This is a genomic window from Nocardia sp. NPDC058114 (genome assembly GCF_042884695.1).
Classification (GTDB): domain Bacteria; phylum Actinomycetota; class Actinomycetes; order Mycobacteriales; family Mycobacteriaceae; genus Nocardia.
The window spans coordinates 899,988-926,394 of sequence record NZ_JBHVTK010000001.1 but is presented as its reverse complement, the minus strand read 5'-3'; the positions used below and the strand labels follow the sequence as shown (position 1 = coordinate 926,394).

The window sequence follows — 26,407 nt, the reverse complement described above, 5'->3', positions numbered from 1 at the left end:
AGCCGGCGTCGGCGGGTGCTCATCGAGGGAGCAGCGGCTGGGCGCTGTGGGCGCCCGCCCGCCGCCCCGAGAAGATGCAGTCGGCCAGCGAGAGGCCACTGATGTAGGAGTTCGAACAGACCCCGACCGCGGCGCGCCCCGCGGCGAACAGTCCCGGCACTACTCCCCCGCTCTCGAGTCGCACAGCGCCGGTGTCCTCGTCCACCAGCAGGCCGCCGAGGGTGAGCATCGGCATCGGATAGGTGAGCCGCGCCTTGAACGAGATATCCAGCAGGGCGAACGGTCCGGTGCGCAGCGGGCGGCGGATGTCGTCGGGCTTGCCCAGCGGATCGGGGCGGTTGTCCTCGATGGCACGGTTGTGCGCGTCGAGGGTCGCACGCAGGGCGGACCGGTCGATACCGGCGCGGGCGGCCACCTCCTCGACGGTGTTCCCCGAGACGCGCCCGATCCGCAGCAAACGCTCGGTCTGCATTCGCTGGAACCACACCGACTGGGTAGCGATCTGACCGCGAGCCTCGGCCTCCAGCTCCGCGTCGACGAGCAGCCACGCGCGATGACCCGGACTGGCGGCGATGGCCGCGCCGAGGGCCGCGCCGTAGCGAGACTCGTCGATCATGCGCTCGCCCAGGGCATTCACCGCGATCGCTCCGAAGAAGGCGCTGGGCGGCGCGATGAACCGCCAGGTCGACAGCGCGTCCATCTTGCCGCTCGCCGCACCGATGTCGAGCGCCATGGTGATGCCGCTGCCGTCGTCGCCGGCGCTCCCCAGCGGCAGTCCCTGCGACCACGGATACGCGGGGGCGTGCCGTGCGACCATCTCCCCGTTCGCGATGAACCCACCCGTGGTGAGTACCACGCCGGATCTCGCCTGGATCCGGACCGGCACACCGTATCTGCGCTCGATCCGGGCCAGCAGCTTTTCCACCGCCCGGCGCAAACCCTGGTGATACACACCGGGTTTCGCCGAGATCCGAGCGAGCGCGGCGAATCGGCGCCGTACCGCCGCGGGCGCGTCGGCGATCGTGAGCGCCTCGATGCCCGTCACGCGCCCGTCCTCGACAACGAGCCGAGTCGCCCTGGTTCCGGTCCGGACGCGAACGCCGTGCTCGGCCGCCGACGCCGCCAGCGGCCCGAACAGCGCCTTGCCCGAGACGCCGGGACCGTGCGTGCGGTGACCGCGTTGACGCGGTTTCGCGAGGTCGCGGTAACCGCCGGAGTTCTCGCTGCCCGAGTAGTACAGGTAGTAGTCATCGGTCGGATAGGACGTCTTGTACGGGCACACCGAGGGCTGGAAGGGCACGCCGTGCCCGGTCAGCCAGTCGATCATCGCCGGGGACTCTTCGCAGAATCGGCGCAGCGTCGCGGCGCTCACGGCGTCACCGACCTCGGCCTGCAGGTACGCGAGCATGGTGTCGACGTCGTCGTCGATGCCCGCGTCGCGTTGCACCCAGGTGCCGCCGCCCGCGTACACGATGCCACCGGACAGCGCCGTAGCGCCGCCACCCAGATACCGGTCGACGGCCAGCACTTCGGCGCCGGATTCCCGCGCGGCCAGCGCCGCGGCCGCTCCCGCTCCGCCGTATCCGACGACCACGACATCGGCTGCGTCATCCCAGGCCCGCACTTGTCCACCCTTCCGAGCACGGGCCGACCGCATCGTCGCCCGATCAGCCGAACTATAACGTGTTCTAGATTTTCGGCACCAGTCGAGTCGCGGAACAGCGGGCCGTCAGGACATCAGTCCACGGCCGGTGGTGAGGGGCAGATCGGTGGCGGTGAGCAGACCGGGGCGGGCCTCGACCACCGCCGAGACGGCACTGACCAGTCGGGCAGCGGTGCCGACCACACCGGCGAGAGCGTGGTCACCGTCGCTGGTGAGCTGCAGGTCCAGCCGGTAGTCCGGTTCGCCCTGGATTTCGACGCGGTAGCCACCCTTTCCGGTCGGCTGTGGCCAATCGGGAGCCAGGTCGGGGTGCAGACGGGTGACGTGCTCGAGAGTCAGCACCTCGCGGTCGGCGCGGATGCCGTGGACTTGGAAGCGCAGCGCGGCGGCCGTACCCGCGGCGATGGTGCGGTCGCCGACGGTGAGATCACCGGTGGCCGGCAACCGTTCGAAATGTTGTGTGACCGAATCGAGTTCGATGTCGAGCGCGGCGGCGAGCTGCCGGATGACGCTGCCCCAGGCAAGGGTGAGGACGCCGGGTTGCAGCAGCATGGGCAGGGCATCGAGGTCACTGCCGAATCCCATGATGTCGAAGACGACCTTGGGATTGTCATAGGTGGAGTAGTCCATGATCTCCGAGCAGATGATGCGGTCGATCCGTTCGGAGCCACTGGAGAGCAGCAGCGGCAGCCAGTCGTTGGCCCAGCCCGGGTCGATGCCGTTGACCCACAGGGACGCACCGCCCTCCTCGGCGGCCGCGACGATCGGGGCGATCGCCTCGTCGGGCAGGGTGCCGTACGGGTATTGCAGGAAGACAGGGCTGCTGGAGACCACATTGATGCCGGCGCGCAGGAACCGTTTCAGGTCCTCGACCGATTCCATCAGCCGGTCGTCGGCCATCGCGGTGTGCACGATGCAGTCGGGTTTCATGGCCACCAGGGCGTCGGCATCGGTGGTGGCGGTGACGCCGGTGACGACGGACAGCCCGGCGAGCTCGCCCGCGTCCTTCCCGGCTTTGGCCGCGCTCGATACCCACACGCCGACGAGTTCCAGTTCGGGCCGGGCGATGATGGAACGCAGTGCTCGCGCACCGACGTTTCCGGTGCTCCATTGGATTACACGGTAGGTCATGTCAGATCCTTTGCGCGGGAGTGGATCACAGGTCGGGCAGGCCGAGTTCGAAATTGGGGCTTTCGATGCCGCCGTCGACCTCGAGAATCTTGCCGGTGACGTAGCCGCCCGCACGGGAACTGAGGTAGACGATGGCCGCCGCGATTTCCCAGGGCTCGCCGAGCCGACCCAGCGGGGTCGCGGCTTCCATCGCGGCCTTGATCTCGGGTTGACTCGCAACGACATCCAACGCGGAGGTGAGTACCGACCCCACCGCGATGGCATTGACGCGGATGCGTGGAGACAGATCGGTGGCGGCCAGCCTGGTCCAGTGCGCGAGAGCGGCTTTGGCGGTGCCGTAGGCGAGGAAGCCACGGCCCGCGGTGCGGCCCATCATCGAGGAGATGCTGACCACCGAGGCGTTGTCCGACTCCAGCAGGTGCGGTACCGCGGCCTGGGTGAGCGCGTGCGCGGTGGACACATTGAAGCGGAAAGCCTCCTCCAGGAACTCCGGGGAGGTGGTCATGAAGGTATTGGGCATGGTGCCGCCGACATTGTTGACCACGATGTCGATACGGCCCAGTTCGGCGGCGGCGGTGTCGGCGAAGGCCTTCACCGCGGCCAGGTCGGCGAGATCCGCCGTCACGGTCACAGCACGGCGGCCCAGGGCACGGATCTTCCCGGCGACCTCGTCGAGCTGTTCGGTGGTGCGGGCGGCGATGGCGACGTCGGCACCGGCTTCGGCGAGCGCGAGCGCGGTGGCCGCGCCTATACCGCGGCCCGCTCCGGTGACGATGGCAACGCGACCGTCGAGCCGGAAGGCATCCAGGATCATGGTGCAAGCTCCTCTCTGAGATGGCCGCATGTGGCTGCGGTCACACTGCATCTTTAAGAGATTTCACTTAACTGTCAATGAGTACTTCTCAATCCTGTTGATGAACGGCTACTGTTCGATCTGTGGCAGCAACAGCAGCGCGGGAACGCCTCATCGTCGCGGCGGAGCGTCTGATCGCCGAGCACGGACGGTCGGTACCGCTGCGCGATATCGCCGCTGCCGCGGGTCAGCGAAACAATTCAGTGATCCAATATCACTTCGGGTCCCGCGACGGGCTCATCGCGGCGGTGGTCGAGTTCCGGCTGGCGACATTGGAAGCGCGGCGGCTGGAATTGCTCGCCGAACAAGCGGGCTCGGGTCGGCCACCAGGCTTGCACGGATTGCTCGAAGCCTTGGTGGTGCCGATGTTCGAGCTCGGCGAGCGGCACGGAATTCGCCACTACGCGCGTTTTCTCGAACAGATCCAACCCCATCCGTCGATCTCGGATGCGACCAATCTCGACAGCGCGGGGCGCACGTCGGTGCGCGTCATCATGCAGGGCCTCGACCGCGAGCTCAGCGCCTTGCCACCACGATTGCGGGTTCGGCGGCTACGGGCGCTGACCACCATGCTTTTCGCGCTCCTGGCCGATCACGAACGTGCGGCCGAAGCAGGGGATGCACGGGCCACGGATACACAGGTGTGGGCAGAGATCATCGACATGCTAGCCGGATCACTCGCCGCCCCCGTCAGCACCGGTGGTGTGCTGACGCACGACGCCCGGGTGAGCTGACGTCACCCGCTCGACTCGCCGGACAGACACCGGCGGGCGTTCCACACCGGCACCTGACAGCGTCGGCCCAGCAGTTGTGCTGTTCACCGGTGGCTACCGCTGCCGTCGGGTGGCGACCGCGGCACCTCGGCGCGATCTCGAACGCATCGCCGGTCAGCGCGACGGCGGAGGCGAGTCCGGATCGCGGTGCAGGAGCCACCAGGCAACGATGAGGTCGTCGGTCCGGCCCAGATCGAGGCCGGTGAGGTCGGCGAAGCGCGTGAGCCGATTGCGGACGGTATTGCGGTGCAGGTACAGCCTGGCCGCCGTGTCGTCGACGCGTTGATCGCAGTCGAGGTAGGTCTCGACCGTGCCGAGTATCTCCTCGGCCCCAGCATGGCGTCGCAGCGGCGCGAGATGCTTGTCCGCGAGCAGTCGCGCGGTGCCCTCGGCCTCCCCGAGCAGCGGCAGCGGGCCCAGCGATCCGAGATCGACCAGGCCGCTCCTGCCGTGCCGCACCGCGAGATCGAACGCGCGCCGCGCTTGCCGGTACGACGCCGTGGCATCACCGAGCAATACCGCGGAGCCGACCGCGACCACGCTGCCCTCCGGCAACGCGTCCGGAGTCCGCGGCAGCAGGGCGACCAGATGCTGATCCACGACCGTGTCGACGACCGGGAGCTTCGCCGTCGAACCCCGCGCTCGCAACGCGGCGAGCAGGTCCGTCGCCGCGGCGGTACCGTTCCACGCGGCGCAGGCGATCCGGTACCGATGCTCGGGATCGAGCCGGTGATCGCGCGCCTCGGCGCGCAGCACCGCGGGCGCTACCGTGCCGTCGACAAGGCTGCGCAGAAAGTCGGCGCGCCGCGCGGCCCCGGCCACGGCCCGCTCCCGCAGCACCCGGTGCACGGCGGTGGCGGACGCGGTCGCCCATTCCCAGGTGAGGTCTTGCATCTCGTCGATCTCGGCGGCAGGCACCCCGTGCGTGGCGGCGCGGCGACGGATCAGCTCGAAGATCCGGCGCGCGCCGATCTGCAGGCTGTGCGCCACCAGATCCAGGGGGATCTGCTGGTCTGCCCAGGTTCTCGCCAGGGTGGTGAGCTCGTCGAACCCCGCGTGCGCGGCTCCTTCGTCGCCCAGTTGCGCCACGACGATGCGCAACACGGCACGGGTGTTGGTCTCGATCGAGGCCGCGTCGACCTGGTCGTAGACCGGGATGTTGTCGCGGTACAGCCGCGTCAGGTCCGCGGCCATCTCGTTGAGTGCCGGATCGACCTCCGCGATCATCGCGGCGATGCGCGCCGCGATCTTGCGCCGGTGCGGTCCCAGCGCCAGCGCGGGCACCGGCTCGCTGGTGTGCATATGCACAGTCAACTCGGTTTCCTCGCCTATTTCAACGCCGCTGACTGGACCCAAGAATGGCATGTGCACAGAGAGCGCGGCAGCGGGCGGCGCTCGATCGCTGGGAGGCACGCATGGTCGTCGGTGTTCGGTCCGCACCTGGGATGGCGCCCGTTCGGTGGTCACCACCGACGGCGACTCCCCGCGCCGGGCAGCGCCGAAGTACGCCACCGATGCCCCCGGTCCGGCGGATCGAGCTCCCCGGCGCCGGCCCCGAGGATGTGGTTCTCGGCGCCGACGGTCTCGTCTACACCGGCATCGCCGACGGCCGGATCCTGCGGGTCGACATCGCCACCGAGGGCGTCGAGGTGGTCGCGAACACCGGTGGCCGCCCGCTGGGGCTCTGCGCGGTCGGCGATGGGTCCCTGCTCATCTGCGACGCGCACCGCGGCCTGCTGCGCTGGACCGGTACCGAGATCGAGGTCCTGGTGGGTGCCGTCGACGACGGCCCGCTGAACATGGCCAGCAATGTCGTCGGCGATCCGCGCGACGGCACCGTCTATTTCACCGCGTCTTCGCGCCGTTGGCCGCTGGAGCTGTGGATGGGCGACCTGCTCGAGCATTCCGGTACCGGCCGCCTGTTCCGGCATTCCCCCGACGGGACGACCGCGACCCTGCTGGACAACCTCCAGTACGCCAACGGCATCGCCTTCGCACCCGATCGGGCATCGCTGATCGTCGCCGAGACGGCGGCCTACCGGCTCAACCGCTACTGGGTGCGCGGCCCGAAAGCCGGTACTCGCGAGGTGCTGATCGAGAACCTGCCCGGCTTCCCCGACAACATCGCCCTCGGCTCCGAGGGACTGATCTGGGTCACGCTGGCCGCACCGCGCAATCCCCTGCTCGATCGCCTGCTGCCCGCACCGGCGATCGCGCGAAAACTGTTGTGGCGGGTACCCGATCGGCTCAGGCCACGCCCCGCCCGTACTGCCTGGGTGATCGCGGTCGATCACGCCGGGACCATCGTCCACGACCTGCAGCGCGACGGCGCGGACTACGCGATGGTCACCGGCGTGGCCGAGGCGAACGGCACGCTCGTGCTGGGCAGCCTGGACGAATCCGCCCTCGGTCTCACCCACCGACCCTCCTGAATTCCAGCGGGATCCCCCGCCGCCAGTTCCCCTTTCACCGAAAGCAGAGACATGGACTTCGCTCCCAGTACCCGCGCCACCGACCTGGTCGGCCGAGTACGCGGCTTCATCGCCGAGGAGATCACCCCGATCGAGGCGGACTATCACCGCAGCGTGGCCGCGCTGCGCGAGACCGGCGCCGACCCGTGGGATCCCCTGCCCGTGCTCGGCGAGCTGCGCGCCAAGGCCCGCGCGGCGGGTCTGTGGAATCTGTTCCTGCCCGCCGCCCATGCCGGCCGGTACGCCGCGCGCTTCGGGACCGACGGCGGCACCGGCCTCACCAATGTCGACTACGCGCCGATCGCCGAGGAGACCGGGCGCTCGTTCCTGGCGCCGCACGTCTTCAACTGCAACGCACCGGATTCCGGGAACATGGAGGTGCTGCTCCACTACGGCGACGCCGCGCAGCGGGAGCGGTGGCTCGAACCGCTGCTCGACGGCAGCATTCGGTCTGCCTTCGGGATGACCGAACCCGGCGTCGCCTCCTCGGACGCCACCACGATGGCGGCCACCGCCGTCCTCGACGGCGACGACGTCGTCGTGAACGGCCGCAAATGGTGGACCACCGGTATCGGCCATCGTGACTGCGCGGTCGTCCTCTTCATGGGCCTGACCTATCCCGAGGCCGAGAAACACCGTCGGCACACGATGGTGCTCGTCCCTGTCCGCACTCCGGGCGTGAAGATCGAACGGATGCTGCCCGCGATGGGCCGCTACGACGAGCCGTTCGGGCACGGTGAGGTGTCGTTCACCGACGTGCGTGTGCCCGCCGCGAACATCGTCCTCGGTCCCGGCCGAGCGTTCGAGATCGCCCAGGGCCGTTTGGGTCCCGGCCGCGTCCATCACTGCATGCGGCTGATCGGCCTGGCCGAGGCCGCGCTCGCCGCGGCCTGCGAACGCGCGACGACGCGGACCGCGTTCGGCAAGCCACTGGCCCGGCTCGGCGGCAACCGGGAACGCATCGCCCGGGCACGGATCGCGATCGACGCCGCGCGCCTGCTCGTCCTGCACGCGGCATGGAAGCTCGATACCGTCGGTGCGTTCGGCGCGCTCAGCGAGATCAGCCAGATCAAGGCGCACGTGCCGTCGATGGCGCAGGACGTCATCGACTTCGCCATGCAGATCCACGGTGGTGCGGGACTTTCCGACGATGTGCCGCTGTCGGCGGCCTGGACGACCGCCCGGGCGATCCGCCTGGCCGACGGTCCCGACGAGGTGCATCTGGACATGGTCGGACGGCTCGAGCTCGCCGAGTACGGGCAGGGGCGGTAACCATGTCCAGAGTGCTCATCACCGGTGGCGCCTCCGGTCTCGGAGCCGCGCTGGCGCGGCGCTTCGCCGCCCGCGGTGACCGCGTCGTGGTCACCGATCTCGCCGACGACGCCGTGGTCCCGCCGGGTGCCTCGTATCTGCGCGCGGACATCACGTCCGAGCAGGACTGGGACCGGGCCCGCGACACCGTGCAGGCCACCATGGGCGGGCTCGACATCCTGGTCAACAACGCGGGTATCGCCGCGGGCGGGCGCATCGACCGGGTGCCCGCCGAGGAATGGGCCCGGGTCATGACCGTCAACGTCCTCGGCGTGGCGACCGGGTGCCGGACCTTCACCCCGATGTTCGAAGCGCAGGGCGGCGGTCACCTGGTCAATATCGCCTCGATGGCGGGACTCGTCCACCCACCGGCCATGGCGCCCTACACCGCCGCCAAAGCGGCCGTCGTCGCACTCAGCGAGAGCCTGCGCTACGAACTCGCGCCGCACGGCATCGACGTCTCGGTGGTGTGCCCGTCGTTCTTCCGCACCGATCTGGCGTCTTCGCTCGGCAACGCCGATCCCCTGATGACCGAGGTCGCCCGTCGCCTGATCGACGGCGCCGAGGCCGACGCCGACGACATCGCCGAAGCCGCGCTGGCCGGTATCGACGCGCGCCGCTTCCTCGTCCTCACCGACCGATCCGGGCGCGTGGCCTTCTGGACGAAACGACTGCTGCGCCCGCTCTACGACCGGCAACTGACCGCCATGGGCCGTCGCATCGCGACCGCCGACGACAAGGAGACCTCCCGATGAGCACCGGCACCATCGTCATCACCGGCGCCAGCTCCGGCCTCGGCGCCGAGATGGCCCGCCAATTCGCCGAGCGCGGTTACGATCTCGGGCTCTGCGCCCGCCGGGCCGACCGCCTCGACACGCTGCGCGACGAACTCCTCGCCGCCCACCCCGGCATCGTCGTGCGCACCGCCGCGCTCGACGTCACCGACGATGCCGCCGTGCAGACCGTGTTCGAGAAGTTCCGGGCCGAATTCGGCGGCCTCGACCGGGTCGTGGTCAACGCGGGCCTCGGCCACGGGGCCCCATTGGGCACCGGTGGGCACGCGGCCAACCGGCGCACCGCCCTCACCAATTTCGTCGGCGCGCTCTCGCAGAGCGAACACGCCCTGGCGGTGTTCCGTGCGCAGGGCCGTGGCCACCTGGTCCTCATCTCCTCGTTCTCCGCACTGCGCGGCATGCGCCGGTCGATGACCACCTATGCCGCGAGCAAGGCGGGGGTCGCCGCGCTCGCCGAAGGCTTGCGCTCGGAACGCATTCCCGGCGTGGATATCTCCCTGATCTGCCCCGGCTACATCCGGTCGGAGATGACCGACGGCAAGGAAGGTCGCACCACCTTCCTGGTCGACACCGAGCCCGGCGTCGCCGCGATGGTCCGCGCGATCCAAGCACGCAAACCCGTCGCCTACGTCCCGGCCTGGCCATGGGTTCCGCTGTCGGTCGTGGTGAAGCTGCTCCCCGTGTCCCTGCTGCGGCGGCTGACATGACCGAGTTCTCCTCCCCCGCCGATGCCCGTGCCGTCCGCACCGAGGATGCCTTCGATGTCGCCGCCCTGACGGATTGGCTACGCGCCGAAACAGGCGAATCACTGACCGGCATCGCACAGGTGCGCCAATTCTGCGGCGGCGCTTCCAATCTCACCTACCTCGTGCAGTACCCCGAGCGTGATCTGATCCTGCGCAGACCGCCCGGCGGACACCGCGCCGAGGGCGCACACGACATGGCTCGCGAGTACCGCGTGCAAACCGCCCTCGGCCCGGTGTTCGACTACGCGCCGCCGACAGTGGCGTTGTGCGAGGACGACACTGTGCTCGGCTCGCCGTTCTACCTCATGGAACGTCTCGACGGTCTCATCCCCAGGAAGGAACTCCCGCCCGACCCCTCCTGGACAGCATCGCGGGTACACGCACTGTGCACCAATGTGCTCGACGTGCTCGTCGACCTGCACACCATCGACCCCACCGCCGCAGGGCTGAACTGGATGTCCAAGGGCCCCGGCTACATCACCCGGCAGGTGTCGGGCTGGTCCGACCGCTATCGCCGCGCCCGCACCCGCACTGTCGGCTCGTTCGAATCCGTGATGGCGTGGCTGGCCGCCAACCAACCGCCCGATCGCGCATCGGTGCTGATCCACAACGACTTCCGCTTCGACAACATCGTGCTCGATCCCGCCGATCCCACCCGTCCGATCGGGTTACTCGACTGGGAGATGGCCACCATCGGCGACCCGCTGATGGATCTCGGCGGCGCCCTGGCTTATTGGGTCCAGGCCGACGACAACCTCGCCTTCAAGTTCTTCCGGCGCCAGCCCACCCACGTTCGGGGCATGCTGACCCGCGACGAAGTGGTCGAATACTATTGTCGCCGTACCGGAATCGGTCTCAGCGACCGCGAGTGGGCCTTCTACGAAGTCTTCGGCCTGTTCCGTCTGGCGGTGATCTGCCAGCAGATCTACTACCGCTACTATCACCGCCAGACCACCAATCCGGCCTTCCGCTCCTTCGGCCTGGCCGTCCTGCTCCTGGAACGGCGCTGCCGCGCCGTCATCCGGCGCGACAAATAGGCGCGTCGGCACCACAGATCTCGTCGGATGCGGAAGTCCCCGGATCGTTCGAGCAACCCAGGAGATGCGTAGTCCGGCCGGGGTCGCGCCCCGAGACCTGATTCAGGGCGAATTCGCCAGGGAAAGCCGGTGCGGGAGAATGTCCAGGTGAGCACGGACGGCGACCTCGACCACGCTCTCGACTTGCGGGTATTACCGGCGGTCGAGTGGCGGGCCGCCGCGCGCGCACATCGTGACCGGCTCGATCGGTTGGTCGGGCCGTATCTGGAGCGGCGGGCGGCGGGGACCACCCATCCGGTCATCGATTTCCTTTTCACCTACTACGGCCATAAGCCTTCACAGCTGCGTCGGTGGCATCCGGGGTTCGGGATCGGGCTGCGTGCGGCGGGCGACTACAAGGGTGCGCGGGGGTATGCCGAGCATCCGGATGAGCACGGAGTGTTCACGGCCGACCCGGCCTACCTGGCCAAGCGGCGCGACACGATCGGGTTCGTGTCCGGCCTGCTCACCGCTACCGCGCGCCGTCCGGCGCAGTTGTCGTGTTTCGGGCTGCACGAATGGGCGATGGTCTATCGCACCGATGACGTGCGGCATCAGCAGGTTCCGCTGCGTCTGGGACACGCGGGGACGGACGCGGTGGTGGAGTCGATGTCGTTGCGGTGCACGCACTTCGACGCGTTCCGGTTCTTCACGCCGGAGGCGGTGGGGCGCAATGCCGAACCGCTCACCCGCGCGGACCAGGTGCAGCGGGAGCAGCCGGGGTGTTTGCACGCGAATATGGATCTCTACAAGTGGGGATTCAAGCTCGCGCCGCTGATCTCCTCGGACCTGCTGCTCGATTGCTTCGAACTCGCTTGCATCGCACGGGAACTCGACATGCGGGCCAGCCCCTACGATCTGTCGGGCTTCGGCTACGAGCCGGTGCGCATCGAAACACCGGCCGGACGCGCGGAGTACGTCCGATCCCAGGCGGCGATCGCCGAATCCGCTGACGCACTGCGGGACCGCCTGCGGCTGGCCTGCGCCGACTTGTCGTCGGCGCAGGCCAGGATCGACACCGCGGACTAGCCGCGTTCGGTACCGGCGACGGGGGGATCGTCGACGACGTCGACCTTGTCCGGCGAGGCCTCGGTGACGAGGGCGAAGTCACCCTCGTGCAGCTCGGTACCCTGGTCGACGGCGACCTCGACCAGTTCGATGCCGCGATCCATGCGCAGGATCAGCGGGTCGTCGCGCAGGTCCTTGTACAGCGACACACACATCGCCACCATCACCACCAGGAACGGCAGCGACACCACGGTGGTCAACGCCTGGAGGCCGGTCAGAGCGCCGCCGAGATTGTCGGAATCGGCGATCACCAGCATGATCGCGGCGACCGCGCCGGTGGCCGCGCCCCAGAAGATGACGACCCACTTCGACGGTTCGATGCTGCCGCGTTCGGACAGTGTGCCCATCACGATGGAGGCCGCGTCGGCACCGGAGACGAAAAAGATCGCGACGAGGATCATCACCACCACCGTGGTCACCGAGGTGATCGGATACTGGTCCAGCAGGTGGAACAGCGCGAAGTTCGAATCGACCGAGCCGTCCGGTTCGGTGAGGTCGCCGTGTTCGGCCTGTTCGGCGATGCCCGCGCCACCGAAGATCGCGAACCACAGCAGACTCACCACGCTCGGCACCAGCAGCACGCCGGTCACGAACTGGCGGATGGTGCGGCCACGGCTGATCCGCGCGATGAACATGCCGACGAACGGCGTCCACGAGATCCACCAGGCCCAGTAGAAGATGGTCCAGCTCGACAGCCATGTCTGCATCGCGTCGTCGCCGGCGCCGGTGCGTGAGGCCATGGTCGGCAGGCTCTCGATGTAGTCGCCGATCGAGGTGGGCAGGATATTGAGCACGAACAGCGTGGGGCCCGCGATGAACACGAACGCCGCGATGGCAAGGGCCAGCACCATATTGATGTTGGACAGCCACTGGATGCCGCGTTCGACACCCGAGACCGCCGACAGCACGAAGGCCACGGACAGGCCCGCGATGATCGCCACCAGACCGATCTTTCCGATGCCGTCGATCCAGCCGTTGAACTCCATGCCCGCGCCGATCTGCAACGCGCCGAGACCGAGTGACGCCGCCGAGCCGAACAGGGTCGCGAAGATCGCCATCATGTCGATCGCCCGGCCGCCGATCCCGTCGGCGTGCCGGCCCAGCAGCGGCCGGAACACCGAGGAGATCAACTGCGAGCGGCCTTTTCGGAACGTGCCGTAGGCGATGGCCAGGCCCGCGACGGCGTAGATCGCCCACGGGTGCAGTGTCCAGTGGAACAGCGTGGTGGCCATGGCGACTTCCGCGGCGGCCGGTGATCCGGGCTCGGCGGTATGCGGCGGGGGGTTCACGAAGTGCGACAACGGTTCCGCCACACCCCAGAACATCAGACCGATGCCCATGCCCGCGCTGAACATCATCGCGATCCACGACACGGTGCGGAATTCGGGTTTCTCGTCGTCGGCGCCCAGCGGGATCCGGCCGTAGCGGCTGACCGCCAGCCAGATCACGAACACCACGAACGCGGTGGCGGTGAGCACGAACAACCAGCCGGTATTGGTGATGACCCATTTCTGCGCGGTACTCGCCGCGGAGGCGAGGCTCTCGTCGTCGAGGACACCCCAGGCGACGAAGGCGAGTGCGCCGATCGCGGTGGCGCAGAAGATGAGCAGATCCAGCCTGGGCTTGCCCGGCGACCCATCGGCTACCGATCCGCCCGGCGGCGGTGCGGTGCCGGAACTTCCTACGACATCGTTCGACATGGGTCCGAGTCCTCTCCGATCGCGGAAACTCCCCGCCTTTTCAGACGCGCTGGTCGTGCAGAGCAACCGTACAGCGTATGGGCGGCGACCCGAGGTAAGCACGAGCCCGCCCCACACCCTGTTCCCCGAAACACCCTTCGGCAACCATTCGATCGCCTTACTATTCGTGATGCGGCACAACTGTCTGAGCCAGTTGTGTTGTCCGCATCTTTGATTCGGGAGGGCAACGATGCCATCACGTCCGCACACCGACACACGACCCGAAGCCGGGTCCGCGTACCCGCCGGGCGATTCCGGCACGGCACCGCCGAACAGCCGACGACATTCGCTGCTGCGTGCTGTGGCGGCGGCCGCGATCACCGCACTCGTGGCCGTCGGCCTGCCGTCCGGTGCGTCGGCCGATTTCGGCGCCGACCTGACGGGCGCGGTGCAGGAATTCCTCGATGTGGGCCGAACGGCGGTGCCGCGGGCCGACTGTGGGCCCGGATCACTGCCGGAGACCGGATTGCAGGGCGACGTGCCCGCCGGTGACCGGGACAGCGGGCGCAGCACCCAGGGCTATCGCTGCAACATGTCGATGGTCGGGGGCTACGCCGGGCGCGGAGCGGGCATCACCTCCACCAGTTTCGAGCACTGCGCCTACATGGGCACGTTCTTCCCCGGCAACATGCTCAGCGAGCACCCCGGCGTCCAGGTTCTCGATGTCTCCGATCCGGCGAATCCGCGGCTGACCGCGACCCTCGCCGAACCCGCCATGCTGGCAGGTACCTGGGAGACGTTGAAGGTCAACACGGCTCGCAAACTGCTCGTCGGAACGGGTGTGCCGGTCGGCATCGGGGCCGGGTACCTGTCGGTGTACGACATCTCCGATTGCGCGCATCCCCGGCTGCTCAATCCCGGAACCGGCTCGAATCTGCTCATGCCGCTGCCGATCACGACACACGAGGGCGGCTTCTCCCCCGACGGACGCACCTATTGGGCATCGGGCCTGGTCCCCGGTTTTCTCAGTGCGATCGACCTCACCGACCCAGCGAATCCCCGGGTGATCTGGCAGGGGCTGACGGGGATCGAGGCACACGGGCTCGGGGTGAGTCCCGACGGAAACCGGCTCTACATCTCCGCCCTGGGCGGATTCACCGTGCTCGACGTGAGCGCGGTGCAACGCCGCGACCCGAATCCACATGTCCCCCACCTCGGCCGCACATTCTGGACCGACGGCTGGGCCACCCAGCACAGCGTGCCCGTGACCTATGACGGTGTGCCCCATCTGTTCACGGTCGACGAGGGCGGCTCCGGTGGCGTCAAACTCATCGACGTGTCCGACGACAGCGCGCCCAGGATCACCGCGAAGATCAAACTCGAGATCAACCTGCCCGACAATATCGACGCGGGCATCGGTTCCTCGATGGGCGGTTCGGCGTTCTCCTACGAATCGCACTACTGCACCGCCGACCGTCCCGACAACCCGACCGCCCTGGCCTGCGGCTGGATCTCCTCCGGTATCCGGGTGTTCGACGTCCGCGATCCCGGCGACATCCGCGAGATCGCCTACTTCAACCCGCCTGCCCGCACCGGACGCAATCTCGAGATCTGGAACTCCCCCCACGCCCTGGCCTCGATCATCGGCATCCCGGTGATGAGCGCCCCGGCGGCACTGCGGTCGATGGCCGAGGGGTTGTTCGATCCCGCGCAGGTGCTGACCGCCCGGGCAGGCGATATCGCGTTCGGCGACCTGTCCACGGACTGGTGCCTGTCCCCGCCGGAGTGGCGTGGCGATCAGCTGTATGTCACCTGCTCCGACAACGGGTTCATGGTGTTGCAGCTCGACAACGAGGTGTACACACCGCCCGCGAACCAGCAGTCCACGGTCGGGTCGTGACCGTGAACCGGGTGATCCGCGTGACGTTCGCGGCGGCCGCTGTCCTGTTCCTGCTGGCGCTCGGCGCGGCCCTGCGACCGCTGTTCGTCACCGAGACAGCCACACCCGCACCGGTTCTCACCACGACGGAGCTGGGCTTCGTCCAGGACATGACCGCACACCACCAGCAGGCGCTGATCCTCACCGAGCGCCTCGACCCGGCCGCGGATCCCACCGTGCGCAGGCTGGCCGACCAGATCGCCGACACTCAGCGCGTGGAGATCGGCACCTTGCTCGGCTGGACCCAGCTGGCCGGCGCCGCACCCACGGCCGATGTCCCGATGACCTGGATGGCGGGAACCCACCACCACTCGACCGCCGCACCGACCACGATGCCCGGGATGGCCACCATCGCCGATCTCGACACCCTCGCGGGGGCCCGTGCGGCCGACGCCGAAACCCTGTTCCTGCAACTGATGTACCGCCATCACGCGGGCGGCGTCACGATGGCCCGCGCCGCCGACACCCTGCTCACCTCGGGTCCGGTGAAGCAGGCCGCCCGCGCGATGGCCCAATCCCAAAGTCAGGAAATGGGGTACCTCGGCATGCTCCTCGACCTGCGAGGTGCCCGGCCTACTTCCTGATGAGGCCCCCGTGCGAGCTCGCCCGTCAGGTGCGGGCGGTGAAGTGGGCGTTGAGCGCCGTCTGGGTGAGTTGGGTGTCGCCGTAGGTGAAAGTGCCGTGCTCGGAGAGCTCGGTGGCCGCGTCGAGGAGGTGGCGGTAGAGCAGTCGGGCGATGCTGCCGCCGACGGTGACCCGGCGGACGCCGAGGTCGGCGAGTTCGGCCATCGACAGGCCGCCACCGGTCAGGCCCATGACGACGTTGAGCGGTCCGTCGATCGCCTCGACGAGCGTGGCGATCGTGGCGGCGTCGGCCGCCCCGGGAACGAAGGCGCAGTCCGCGCCCGCGGCGAGGTAGGAGTTGGCGCGCCGGATCGCCTCGTCGAGACCGGCGTCCACCAGCAGCGCGTCGGTCCGGCCGACGAGCACGAACGGCACACCACTGGCGGCCACCGCCGCGCGCGCCGCCCGGACCCGGTCCACCGCATGCACCTCGTCGAACAGCGGGGTGGTGCGGTCGCCGGTGAAGTCCTCGATGTTGCCGCCCGCCGCACCGGCGTCGATGGCGAGGGAGAGGGTGGTCGCCACCTCCTGGGCGTCCGGCCCGTACCCCTCCTCGAGATCGGCGCTGACGGGCACCCGCACGGCGGTGGTGATCTCGTGGATCCGCTCCATCATCGTCGAACGATCGACGCGACCGTGCGCACCGTGCTCGGTGAAGAAGTCGTGGTCGGGGCGACCGAACGAGAAAGCGACCCCCGCGCTGGTGGTCGCGATCGCGGGGAATCCCACCGACTCCAGAATTCGCGCACTCCCCGCATCCCAGGCATTCGGCAGCAGGAAGCAGCCTTCGCGGTGCAGATCGACGAAAGCCTGTGCGCGTGTGCGCTGTTCGCTGTCCACGAGAGCTCCTGCGGGGAGTCGAGGTGATCGTACGGGTCCATTGTGCCCGTCGCGCACGATCACCTCGCACGTCGCCCGCTCACTCTCGGCGCACTGCGGCTGCGGCTGCGGACGGACACCGTGATGCCCTCCCCCGAGCCGCGGCAGCTAGCGGTCGCGCAAGCGCCGGACCGCGTCGTCCATGTGCTCTACGAGCAGGGCGCGGGCCCGCTCGGGTGCACCCGAGCCGATCGCTTCGTGGAGTTCGACGTGTTCGCCGGCTTGTTCGCGCAGGTCGGGGTAGGTGGTTTGGAGGGCGCCCAGGCACATGCGGGTTTCGATGAGCAGGGTCCGGGCGGCGCGGACGAGGCGGGGGCTGTCGGCGGCGGTGACGAGCGCTTCGTGGAAGGCCTGGTCGGCGTCGGAGACACCGGCGGCATCGCCGGCCTCGGCGGTGCGCCGCATGGCGGTGACACTGGGTCGCAGTGCGGCGTAGGCGATGTCGCGGCGGCCGTCGAGGATGAGGTCGAGCGCGCCGCCTTCCAGGGCGGTGCGGGCGCGGTAGATGTCGATGACGTCGTCGGTGGTGAGTTCGATGACGAAGATGCCGCGGTTGCGGATGCTGAACAGCAGGCCCTCTTGCACGAGACGTTGCATGGCCTCGCGCACGGGTCCGCGGGAGACACCGAAACTGGTTGCCAGGTCGGCTTCCCCGAGCTGGGCGCCGGGTGCCAGCGCACCGCGCATGATCGCCTCGCGCAGGCGGTCGGCGATCATCTCCGCGGTGGACTGCTGATTGACCGGCTCGAAATCAATGATCGACATGGCGACTCTCCTCCGCGAACAACGCGCCCAGCTCGGGAGCGACCGCGGTGACCCCGGCCAGCCGCAGACCTTCCCAGATGGTGACCTGGTTCGCCGTCAGCACCGGCTTGCCGAGCGCGGCCTCGAGTTTCGGAAGCACCTCGAGAGTATGCATGGCCGTATCCGGGATGAGCAGTGCCTGGGCGTCGGGGTGGTCGTTGGTGACGGCCAGCGTCAGGACCTGGTCGGGAGTGAGGGTGCCGACCTCCGCGGCGGTGTCGATCCCGGCGCTCGACATCGACACCACGTCGATGCCCGCGTCGGCGAGGAAGTCGACGAACAACCGTGCCACCTCCTCGGGGTAGCTCGCGACCACGGCCACGCGCCGCACACCGAGCGCCCGCGCCGCTTCGACGAACGCGAAACTCGTACTGGAGGCAGGCACTCCCGCCGCCTCGGCCAGGCTGTCGACCTGACCCCGCGCACCCTGTGGCCCGTAGACGAAACTGCCCGAGGTGCACGCCCAGACCACGGCGGCGGGGTCTTCGGCCGCGAGCAACGAAGCGCCGTGGCTCAGCTTCTCCGGGCTGCCCAGATCGAGCAGTTCGGGAACGGCGTGCAGGTCGGTGCCGTAGATGTGGGCCACCGGCAACGCGGCGCCGAGCAGGGCCGCGGCACGCGGGTAGTCGTCCTCGGCGGCGTGGTCGGGGTAGATGAATCCGATGGTCGGCGTGTGCATCTCGCTCCGTTCAGAAGACCGTTCAGAAGACATTGACGAGCCATTTACCTGGGCAGAATGTCGCGTCCACGTTCGACTAGAAGACATTGACGAGCCATTTACCTGGGCCCATCATCGGGAGTTTCATCCGGCCGAGGCAGGCCCACATGGTCAGTTGGTTGGCGGTGAGGACGGGTTTGCCGAGTGCCTGTTCGAGTGGCTCGATCACGTCGTAGGTCGGCAGGTTGGTGCAGCTGACGAAGATCGCTTCCGAGCGGGGGTCGTCGGCGCCGAGTATCCGTTCGGCGATGGTGCGGTAGTTGACCTTCCAGATGCCGCCGCCGAGCCCGAGATGATCGGACTTGATCGTGGTGCAGCCCGCTTCGTCGAGGAAGTCGTGCAGTTTGCCGGTGAGGATCTCGTCGTACGGGGTGATCACCGACATCCGGGTGATGTTGAGGTGCTTGATCGCTTCCACCAAGGCGCCGGAGGTGGTCACCGCATCCGGTGCGCCGGCCAGGCAGATCGTTTCCCGCAGGGATCGTTCGTAGGCGAGACCGTTGATGAAACTGCCCGAAGTACACAGGTAGGCAACGACCTCCGGTTCCACGTGCAGCACGTCGTGGGTGGCCGCCGTGAGATGCAGCGGATTGGACACGAGTTCGGCCATCGCCAGGGACACCGGCACCGGTTCATAGGGTGTGCGGGCCAGGTGCAGACTCACCTCGAGGGGCGCCCACCGCCACAGTTCCCGTTCGAGGGCGAGGTCGAACGGCGCGATCACGCCGATACCTCGTTGGGCTACCGGCCCGTCGATGTCCGGGAAGCTGAACTCCACTGCGGCCCCTCTCGCGCTCAGCCGGGCAGACCTCCGAACACGATCGGATTGTTGACAATCATACGATCTGATCGTACGGTGTCAATGTGGAAAACGGGCCGATTGTCACCGTCCTACATCGTGACAGCCTGCCCGAATCGGACCTCATGGCCCCCGTTGCCGAGCGCGCCGACGTGCGCTACACCGAGGCCGACGGGCTCGCCGATGCGCTACACGGCGCCGATGTGCTGTTCGTCTACGACTTCCAGACTCGCGCCGTTCCCGGTGCGTGGCCCAGCGCCGATCGCCTGCGCTGGCTGCACATGGGCGGTGTGGGCGTGGACCCGGTGATGTTCCCGGAGCTGCGCGCGTCCGAGGTGGTGGTCACCAACACCCGCAATGTCTTCGATACGGCCATCGCCGAATACGTCCTCGGACAGATCATCTCGTTCGCCAAGGACCTGCCCGGCTCGATCCGGTTACAGCAGCGGCACGAGTGGCGACACCGCGAATCCGAACGCGTGGCCGGAACCACGGCACTGATCGTCGGGACCGGCTCGATCGGCCGCACCACCGCGCGATTGCTGCGCGCCGCGGGCATGACGGTGCGCGGGGTCGGGCGCCGCGCCCGCTCCGGCGACCCGGATTTCGGCACCATCAGCGACGACCTGCACGCCGAACTGCCCGGCGCCGACTACGTGATCGCGATCGCGCCGCTCACCGCGCAGACCCGGCACATGTTCGATGCCGCCGCGTTCGCGGCCATGAAACCGCATGCCAGGTTTGTCAACGTCGGGCGCGGGGAATCAGTGGTTACCGACGATCTCGTAGCCGCACTCGGCAACGGTTCGATCGCCGCGGCCGCACTGGACGTGGTGGATCCGGAACCGCTGCCCGCGGACCATCCGCTCTGGGACCTTCCGAACGTGGTGCTCACGCCACATAATTCGGGCGATTTCCACGGCTGGCGCACCGAGATCGTCCGCGCATTCACCGACAATTTCGGCAGGTGGGCAGCCGGACTGCCGCTGGACAACGTTGTCGACAAGACGCTCGGGTACGTGCCCGGCTGAAGGAGCCCCGCCATGACGCAGCCCGATCTCCCCACCGATCCCACCGTGATGACGGCGGTTCAGCTGGTCTCGGCCTATGCGGCCGGGCAGCTGTCCCCCGTCGAGGCAGCGCAAGCCTGCCTGGATGTCATCGCGGCCCGCGACGGCGCGCTCAACGCGTTCTGCCTGGTCGATCCGGACCGGGCGCTGGTGCAGGCGAAGGACTCCGAGGCACGCTGGCAGTCGGGCCATCCGCGCGGGTTACTCGACGGCGTGCCGATTTCCATCAAGGACATCTTTCTGACCGAAGGCTGGCCGACCCTGCGTGGTTCCACCTGCGTCGACGCCGGCGGGCCGTGGCTGGTGGACAGCCCGGTCGCCGCTCGGCTGCGCGAGGACGGGATGGTGTTCGTCGGCAAGACGACCACCCCGGAGATCGCCTGGAAGGGCGTCACCGACAGTCCACTCACCGGCGTCACCCGCAATCCCGCCGATCCCGCGACGACCGCGGGCGGATCGTCCGGTGGCAGCGCGGCGGCGGTGGCGGGTGGGATGACGCCGGTGTCGGTGGGCACCGACGGTGGCGGCAGCATCCGTATTCCGGCCTCGTTCTGCGGGATCGTCGGCTTCAAACCGACGCACGGGCGGGTGCCGCTCTACCCGGCCAGCCCGTTCGGGCCCCTCGCCCATGCCGGGCCGATGACGCGCACCGTCGAGGACGCGGCGCTGCTGATGGATATCCTGTCGCTGCCGGATCCGCGTGACCCGACCGCGCTGGCCCCCACCTTGACAACCTTCCGCAGTCAGATACAGCGGGATGTGCGCGGGCTGTCGGTCGGCTATTCCGCCACGCTCGGGTACGCACAGGTGGATCCGGAGGTGGCCGAGATCGTCGAGAAGGCGGTGCAGCGGTTGGCCGAGGCCGATCTGACCATCGATGCGGTCGATCCCGGATTCGCCGACCCGCGCGAGGCCTTCGAAACCCTGTGGGCGGCGGGTGCGGCAACCATGCTGTCGAAGTTCCCAGCCGGGTCCCGGGCGAAGGTGGATCCCGGTTTGGGCGCGGTCTGGGCTCGCGGCGAAGCTGTCAGCGCCGTGGACTATCTCGACGCCCGCCATGTCGCGGCGGAAGTCGGTATCACGATGGGCACCTTCCACACCGCCTACGACGTGCTGATCACCCCGACCATGCCGATCACCGCGTTCGAGGCCGGACACGATGTGCCGCCGGGCAGCGGACTGCGCGGCTGGCCGGACTGGACCCCGTTCACCTACCCGTTCAATATGACGCAGCAGCCCGCCATCAGCATCCCGGTCGGCACGACTCGCACCGGAATGCCGGTGGGCTTGCAGATCGTGGGACCCCGGCACTCCGATGACTTGATCCTCGCGGTGGCCAGGCACGCCGAGTTCGTGCTGAACTCCTGAAATATCTACGGCGCTCACCTCTTTCGACGCCGCCGAGGGATTCGACGGCGTCGGAGCGGTCGCTCGGTCAGGCGCGGGCGAAAGCCAGCGTCTCACCCTCGACACCGCGCAACCACAACCCGTTGCAGGCGGCCGCCAAGTCCGCGAGACCGTCCTCGATGGTGGCGAAGACGCTGCCGGGAACCCAGCCGAGGTCGCCGTTGATCAGGAGATTGTTGCGGCCGTAGAACAGGGCGAGGTCGGTGGCGCCCTGGGCGTGATGGGCGGCGGAGCCCGGTTCGTAGCCGTAGGCGGGGTTGCCGATTTCCCACGGTTCGAAGTCGAAGAGGCAGACGTCGCCGGGAATCGGTGTGACGGTGGGGTTTTCGCGATGCGGGGCCGCGGTGATACGGGGCACCAGCGCGTAGACCTCGTTGCGGGCGTATTTGGCGTGGAAGGCGTCGCCCTCCTGCGGGAGCGCAGCCCAGACGGCGGCACACGTGCGCGGAGCCTCGTCGTCGAGCAGGCGCGCGCGGCAGGTGACGCCGGCTTCGGTGAGGGTGATGCTCATGTAGCGGGCCATCGGCTCCTGCTTCCTGTGCGGTGCGGGATTTCGGGATTGTCCCGGTTGTGGTGCGAGTCCCCGCCCGGAACCCGAGCGGGGACAGCGTGGCGGACTACAGCTCGGCGAGGACTTCCGACCAGATCGCCAGGGCATCCTGCACCTGAGTTTCGGTGACGATCAGCGGCGGAATCATGCGCACGACGTTCATGTGCGCCCCGCAGGTGAGCAGCAGCAGCCCCTTGTCGACGGCGGCCTTCTGGGCGGCTGATGCCGTCGCGGTGTCGGGTTCGCCGGTCGGCGTGGTGAACTCGGCGCCGACGAGCAGACCGAGGCCACGGACGTCCCCGATCGCCTTCGTGGCGAGACTCTCGACGCCGGAGAGCAATTGCGCTCCACGAACGGCGGCGTTGTCGACGAGACCCTCGGCCTCGATCACCTCGAGTGTCGCGACCGCGGCGGCACAGGCCACCGCGTTGCCGCCGTAGGTCCCGCCCTGTGAGCCAGGCCAGGCCTTGGCCATCAACTCCCGCGACGCCGCGATGCCCGACAGCGGGAACCCGCTGGCCAACCCCTTGGCGATGGTGATCACGTCGGGGCGCACGTCGAAGTGCTGGTGGCCGAAGAACTTTCCGGTCCGGCCGAAGCCGGTCTGGATCTCGTCGAAGACCAGCAGGATGCCGTGCCGGTCGGCGCGCTCGCGCAGGCCCTGGAAGAAGCGGGTGTTGCCGGGGATGTAGCCGCCCTCGCCGAGCACCGGTTCGACGATGAACGCGGCGGTCTCGGCGGGCGAGGTGAGGGTGGCGAGCAGGTAGTCGAGCTCACGCAGCGCGAAATCGGTGGCTTCGGCTTCGCTCCACCCGTAGCGGAAGGCGGTCGGAAACGGGGCCACGTGCACCCCGGACATCAGCGGGCTGAACCCCGCCGAGAACCGGGTCCCCGAGGTGGTCATGGTCGCCGCGGCGACGGTGCGGCCGTGAAATCCGCCGTGGAAGACGACCACGTTCGGGCGCCCGGTGGCTTGGCGGGCCAGACGCAGCGCGGCCTCGACCGCCTCGCTGCCGGAATTGGCGAAGAACAGCGTGTCCAAACCCTCGGGCAGCACCGCGCCGAGGCGCTCGGTGAGCTCGAGCAGCGGTCGGTGCAGCACCGTGGTGTATTGGCCGTGGATCAGGCTGGCGACCTGGGCCTGCGCCGCCGCGACCACGGTGGGGTGACAGTGCCCAGTACTGGTGACGCCGATCCCGGCGGTGAAATCCAGGTAGCGGCGACCGTCGGTGTCGTAGAGGTAGCAGCCTGCGCCGTGGTCGACGTGGACGGGCGTGGCCTGCTTCAGGACGGGAGACAGCTCGGTCATCAAGGACTCCCCAGATTGTCTATTGTCGGATTGTTGACAATATGCATAACATGGCGGCAGGGTTCACAGCAACGGTTGATCCACCGCGTCGGGAGGCAGGCACCGCATGGACGAGTCCGGGGGCAGCGCGCAGCTGCTCGACATCCTGAGCGCCGCCGAGCGGGCCGCGATCGACAGCGTTCCGCGGGGGTTGTTCATCGGGGGCCGATGGCGTGAGTCCGTCGCCACGCTGCCCGTCCTCGATCCCGCGACCGGCGCGCAGCTGTGCGTGGTGGCGGACGCGACCGCGTCCGACGGACTCGACGCGCTCGCCGCGGCCGCCGCCGCCCAGGCCGCCTGGGCCCACACCCCGGCCCGCACCCGCAGCGACGTCCTTATGCGCGCGCACCACGCGCTGCTGGCCGACACCGAACGCCTCGCCCTGGTCATGACGCTCGAGATGGGCAAGCCGGTCGCCGAGGCGCAGGGCGAAATCGCCTACGCCGCGGAGTTCTTCCGCTGGTTCGCCGAGGAAGCCGTCCGCCTCGACGGCGGGTACATGCCCGCGCCGACGGGGGGATCCCGGTTTCTGGTGACGAAGCAGCCGGTGGGGCCGAGTCTGCTCATCACGCCGTGGAACTTCCCGATGGCGATGGGCGCCCGCAAGATCGCGCCCGCGCTGGCCGCCGGCTGCACCTGTGTGGTGAAGCCCGCCGAACAAACACCGCTGTCGATGCTGGCGCTCGCGGCGATCCTGGCCGAGGCGGGTGTGCCCGATGGTGTGGTCAATGTGGTGACCACCGCCGACCCCGGCGCGCTGATGACACCGCTCATCGCCGATCCGCGCTCCCGGAAACTCTCCTTCACCGGGTCCACCGCCATCGGGAAACTTCTCCTGGAACAGTGCGCCCGCACCGTGATGCGCACCTCGATGGAACTCGGCGGCAACGCACCGCTGCTGGTGTTCGACGATGCCGATCTCGACGAAGCGGTCGAGGGCGCGCTCGCCGCCAAGATGCGCAACATCGGCCAGGCCTGTACGGCCGCGAACCGAATTCTGGTGCAGCGCGGCATCGCTGCGGAATTCGCCGAACGACTGGCCACGCGGATGGCGGCATTGCCGATGGGCCGTGGCACCGAGCCGGGCGTTGTCGTCGGGCCGCTCATCGACGCCGAGGCCGTGGCCAAGGTGGAACACCTCGTGGCCGACGCCCGGCAGCGCGGCGCCCAGGTGCGGCTCGGTGGCACGGCGATCGACGGACCGGGCACCTTCTACCCGGCGACTGTGCTCACCGGCGTGCCCGACGACGCCGAGTTGTGCCACACCGAGATCTTCGGACCCGTCGCCGCGATCGGCACGTTCGACACCGAGGACGAGGCGATCACCCGCGCCAACGACACCCCGTACGGGCTGGTGGCGTACGTGTTCACCGAGAACCTGCGTCGCGGCCTGCGCGTCTGCGAAGCGCTCGACACGGGAATGGTCGGTCTGAACCAGGGCGTGGTCTCCAATCCGGCCGCGCCGTTCGGCGGGGTGAAGGAATCGGGGCTCGGGCGTGAGGGCGGTTTCACCGGGATCGACGAATTCCTCGAGACCAAATACATCGGCGTCAAGGTTTAGGGAGACAGCGTGCGCACATACCGGATCGCGACCATTCCGGGCGACGGAATCGGCGTCGACGTGACCGTCGAGGCGGTGAAGGTGCTCGACCGGGTCCTGCCGGGAATCAGCTGGACCGAGTTCGACTGGTCCTGTGAGAACTATCTGCGGACCGGTGCGATGATGCCCGCCGACGGGCCCGAGCAGCTCGCCGGGTTCGACGCGATCCTGCTGGGCGCCGTCGGATTCCCCGGGGTACCCGACCACATCTCGCTGTGGGGCCTGCTGATTCCGCTGCGGCGCGCCTTCGGCCAGTACGTCAACCTGCGGCCGGTACGACTGCTGCCCGGCACGGAATCGGCGCTGCGCGACCGCACCGCCGAGGATCTCGACATTCTCATCGTGCGGGAGAACTCCGAAGGCGAGTACTCCGAGATCGGCGGCATCCACAACCCGGGCAGGCCGGACGAATTCGTGTTGCAGGAATCAGTGTTCACCCGCACCGGCTGCGAACGGATCATCCGCTATGCGTTCGACCGCGCCGCCGAACGCTCGGGCAAGCTCTGTTCGGCGACGAAATCCAACGGGCTCATCCACTCGATGCCCTACTGGGACAGCATTGTCGAGCGCGTAGCCGAGGAGTACCCGACGGTGCGGACCCGGCAGATGCACGTCGACGCCCTCGCCGCCGAAATCGTGCTCCACCCCGATCGCCTGGATGTGATCGTGGGCTCGAACCTGTTCGGCGACATCCTGTCCGACCTCGCCGCGGCCGTCACCGGCGGACTCGGGCTCGCGCCCTCGGGCAACATCAACCCCGCAGCGGACGCGCCGTCGATGTTCGAGGCCGTACACGGTAGCGCGCCCGACATCGCGGGCATGGGCATCGCCGACCCCGTCGCCCAGATCCTCGCCGGGGCGATGCTGCTCTCCCACCTGGGCGAGCACACCGCGGCCGCCGCCGTCGACCGCGCGGTCTGCGACGTCCTCGCCGCGGGTACGGTTCGCACACCGGACCTGGGCGGCACCGCCACCACCGCCGAGCTGGGCACCGCCATCGCCGACCGCGCCGCCGAGCTGGCGAACGCCCTCACCGAAGCGTGAACCCCGTCGGCTTCTCCCCCACCGCTGCCCGCCCGGACGTCGGGGCACCCAGCCCGGCAG

The 26,407-nt window shown here is 68.7% G+C and carries 24 protein-coding genes; 13 read left to right on the top strand and 11 right to left on the bottom strand.

All coding sequences use genetic code 11. From position 1 onward, the window contains the following. Positions 1-19 precede the first annotated feature (19 nt). The 3 genes from ACFVVI_RS04205 to ACFVVI_RS04195 form a co-directional block, all read right to left on the bottom strand. Complete coding sequence (locus ACFVVI_RS04205; protein WP_387443093.1) at positions 20-1,657, bottom strand: FAD-binding protein; 1,638 nt, start codon at positions 1,655-1,657, stop codon at positions 20-22. Positions 1,658-1,729: 72 nt separating this feature from the next. Next, on the bottom strand, positions 1,730-2,794 hold the full coding sequence (locus tag ACFVVI_RS04200) for a diacylglycerol kinase (protein WP_387443091.1): 1,065 nt from the start codon (positions 2,792-2,794) through the stop codon (positions 1,730-1,732). Between the two features lie 25 nt (positions 2,795-2,819). Then, positions 2,820-3,608 (bottom strand): SDR family oxidoreductase, encoded by a 789-nt coding sequence (locus tag ACFVVI_RS04195; protein WP_387443089.1) that lies wholly within the window; start codon positions 3,606-3,608, stop codon positions 2,820-2,822. A 122-nt stretch (positions 3,609-3,730) separates the two neighbouring features. Here ACFVVI_RS04195 and ACFVVI_RS04190 point away from each other — a divergent pair, with 122 nt between their 5' ends. Further along, positions 3,731-4,381, top strand: a complete 651-nt coding sequence (locus ACFVVI_RS04190) for a TetR family transcriptional regulator (RefSeq protein ID WP_387443086.1) — start codon at positions 3,731-3,733, stop codon at positions 4,379-4,381. A 153-nt stretch (positions 4,382-4,534) separates the two neighbouring features. On the opposite strand, the gene ACFVVI_RS04185 is transcribed toward ACFVVI_RS04190, so the two are convergent. Next, the gene (locus ACFVVI_RS04185; RefSeq protein WP_378995345.1) at positions 4,535-5,728 is read right to left on the bottom strand and encodes a PucR family transcriptional regulator; all 1,194 of its coding nucleotides are present in this window, start codon (positions 5,726-5,728) and stop codon (positions 4,535-4,537) included. A gap of 206 nt (positions 5,729-5,934) precedes the next feature. Between ACFVVI_RS04185 and ACFVVI_RS04180 the strand changes: the two genes are divergently transcribed. The 6 genes from ACFVVI_RS04180 to ACFVVI_RS04155 all read left to right on the top strand — a co-directional run bounded on the left by ACFVVI_RS04180 (position 5,935) and on the right by ACFVVI_RS04155 (position 11,847). Beyond that, positions 5,935-6,852 (top strand): SMP-30/gluconolactonase/LRE family protein, encoded by a 918-nt coding sequence (locus ACFVVI_RS04180; RefSeq protein WP_387443084.1) that lies wholly within the window; start codon positions 5,935-5,937, stop codon positions 6,850-6,852. A 51-nt stretch (positions 6,853-6,903) separates the two neighbouring features. Beyond that, complete coding sequence (locus tag ACFVVI_RS04175) at positions 6,904-8,163, top strand: acyl-CoA dehydrogenase family protein (RefSeq protein ID WP_378995227.1); 1,260 nt, start codon at positions 6,904-6,906, stop codon at positions 8,161-8,163. Between the two features lie 2 nt (positions 8,164-8,165). Further along, positions 8,166-8,957, top strand: coding sequence for an SDR family NAD(P)-dependent oxidoreductase (locus tag ACFVVI_RS04170; RefSeq protein WP_378995230.1), 792 nt, complete (start codon positions 8,166-8,168; stop codon positions 8,955-8,957). Continuing rightward, positions 8,954-9,703 (top strand): SDR family oxidoreductase, encoded by a 750-nt coding sequence (locus tag ACFVVI_RS04165; protein WP_387443081.1) that lies wholly within the window; start codon positions 8,954-8,956, stop codon positions 9,701-9,703. The genes ACFVVI_RS04170 and ACFVVI_RS04165 overlap by 4 nt, the downstream gene beginning before the upstream one ends. After that, complete coding sequence (locus ACFVVI_RS04160) at positions 9,700-10,779, top strand: phosphotransferase family protein (RefSeq protein WP_387443079.1); 1,080 nt, start codon at positions 9,700-9,702, stop codon at positions 10,777-10,779. Before ACFVVI_RS04165 ends, ACFVVI_RS04160 begins: the two co-directional genes overlap by 4 nt. 147 nt (positions 10,780-10,926) lie before the next feature. After that, positions 10,927-11,847, top strand: a complete 921-nt coding sequence (locus ACFVVI_RS04155) for a 3-methyladenine DNA glycosylase (RefSeq protein WP_387443077.1) — start codon at positions 10,927-10,929, stop codon at positions 11,845-11,847. Here ACFVVI_RS04155 and ACFVVI_RS04150 read toward each other — a convergent pair. Further along, the gene (locus ACFVVI_RS04150; protein WP_387443076.1) at positions 11,844-13,586 is read right to left on the bottom strand and encodes a BCCT family transporter; all 1,743 of its coding nucleotides are present in this window, start codon (positions 13,584-13,586) and stop codon (positions 11,844-11,846) included. The genes ACFVVI_RS04155 and ACFVVI_RS04150 overlap by 4 nt on opposite strands. 229 nt (positions 13,587-13,815) lie before the next feature. Between ACFVVI_RS04150 and ACFVVI_RS04145 the strand changes: the two genes are divergently transcribed. Both ACFVVI_RS04145 and ACFVVI_RS04140 read left to right on the top strand, forming a co-directional pair. Then, positions 13,816-15,465, top strand: coding sequence for an LVIVD repeat-containing protein (locus ACFVVI_RS04145; protein WP_387443075.1), 1,650 nt, complete (start codon positions 13,816-13,818; stop codon positions 15,463-15,465). Continuing rightward, positions 15,462-16,088: a DUF305 domain-containing protein gene (locus ACFVVI_RS04140; protein WP_387443073.1), complete on the top strand. Its 627-nt coding sequence runs from the start codon at positions 15,462-15,464 to the stop codon at positions 16,086-16,088. Before ACFVVI_RS04145 ends, ACFVVI_RS04140 begins: the two co-directional genes overlap by 4 nt. Positions 16,089-16,113: 25 nt before the next feature. On the opposite strand, the gene ACFVVI_RS04135 is transcribed toward ACFVVI_RS04140, so the two are convergent. From ACFVVI_RS04135 to ACFVVI_RS04120, 4 genes are all read right to left on the bottom strand, one after another. Then, on the bottom strand, positions 16,114-16,968 hold the full coding sequence (locus ACFVVI_RS04135) for an isocitrate lyase/phosphoenolpyruvate mutase family protein (protein WP_387443071.1): 855 nt from the start codon (positions 16,966-16,968) through the stop codon (positions 16,114-16,116). Positions 16,969-17,115: 147 nt separating this feature from the next. Next, positions 17,116-17,772: a GntR family transcriptional regulator gene (locus ACFVVI_RS04130; RefSeq protein WP_378995249.1), complete on the bottom strand. Its 657-nt coding sequence runs from the start codon at positions 17,770-17,772 to the stop codon at positions 17,116-17,118. Beyond that, positions 17,759-18,490, bottom strand: coding sequence for a maleate cis-trans isomerase (locus ACFVVI_RS04125; protein WP_387443069.1), 732 nt, complete (start codon positions 18,488-18,490; stop codon positions 17,759-17,761). Before ACFVVI_RS04125 ends, ACFVVI_RS04130 begins: the two co-directional genes overlap by 14 nt. 76 nt (positions 18,491-18,566) lie before the next feature. After that, complete coding sequence (locus ACFVVI_RS04120) at positions 18,567-19,307, bottom strand: Asp/Glu/hydantoin racemase (RefSeq protein ID WP_378995253.1); 741 nt, start codon at positions 19,305-19,307, stop codon at positions 18,567-18,569. Between the two features lie 86 nt (positions 19,308-19,393). Between ACFVVI_RS04120 and ACFVVI_RS04115 the strand changes: the two genes are divergently transcribed. Together ACFVVI_RS04115 and ACFVVI_RS04110 are read left to right on the top strand one after the other, a co-directional pair. Next, positions 19,394-20,359, top strand: a complete 966-nt coding sequence (locus ACFVVI_RS04115; protein WP_378995255.1) for a D-2-hydroxyacid dehydrogenase — start codon at positions 19,394-19,396, stop codon at positions 20,357-20,359. Between the two features lie 12 nt (positions 20,360-20,371). Beyond that, on the top strand, positions 20,372-21,766 hold the full coding sequence (locus ACFVVI_RS04110; protein WP_387443067.1) for an amidase: 1,395 nt from the start codon (positions 20,372-20,374) through the stop codon (positions 21,764-21,766). A gap of 67 nt (positions 21,767-21,833) precedes the next feature. On the opposite strand, the gene ACFVVI_RS04105 is transcribed toward ACFVVI_RS04110, so the two are convergent. Beyond that, positions 21,834-22,328 carry a DUF3830 family protein gene (locus ACFVVI_RS04105; RefSeq protein ID WP_378995259.1) on the bottom strand — a complete coding sequence of 165 codons (495 nt, stop codon included), beginning with the start codon at positions 22,326-22,328 and terminating at the stop codon, positions 21,834-21,836. Positions 22,329-22,422: 94 nt separating this feature from the next. Then, positions 22,423-23,664: an aspartate aminotransferase family protein gene (locus ACFVVI_RS04100; protein ID WP_387443065.1), complete on the bottom strand. Its 1,242-nt coding sequence runs from the start codon at positions 23,662-23,664 to the stop codon at positions 22,423-22,425. A 106-nt stretch (positions 23,665-23,770) separates the two neighbouring features. Between ACFVVI_RS04100 and ACFVVI_RS04095 the strand changes: the two genes are divergently transcribed. Both ACFVVI_RS04095 and ACFVVI_RS04090 read left to right on the top strand, forming a co-directional pair. After that, complete coding sequence (locus ACFVVI_RS04095; RefSeq protein ID WP_387443062.1) at positions 23,771-25,264, top strand: NAD-dependent succinate-semialdehyde dehydrogenase; 1,494 nt, start codon at positions 23,771-23,773, stop codon at positions 25,262-25,264. A gap of 9 nt (positions 25,265-25,273) precedes the next feature. Beyond that, positions 25,274-26,347, top strand: a complete 1,074-nt coding sequence (locus ACFVVI_RS04090; RefSeq protein ID WP_378995265.1) for a tartrate dehydrogenase — start codon at positions 25,274-25,276, stop codon at positions 26,345-26,347. Positions 26,348-26,407 lie beyond the last annotated feature (60 nt).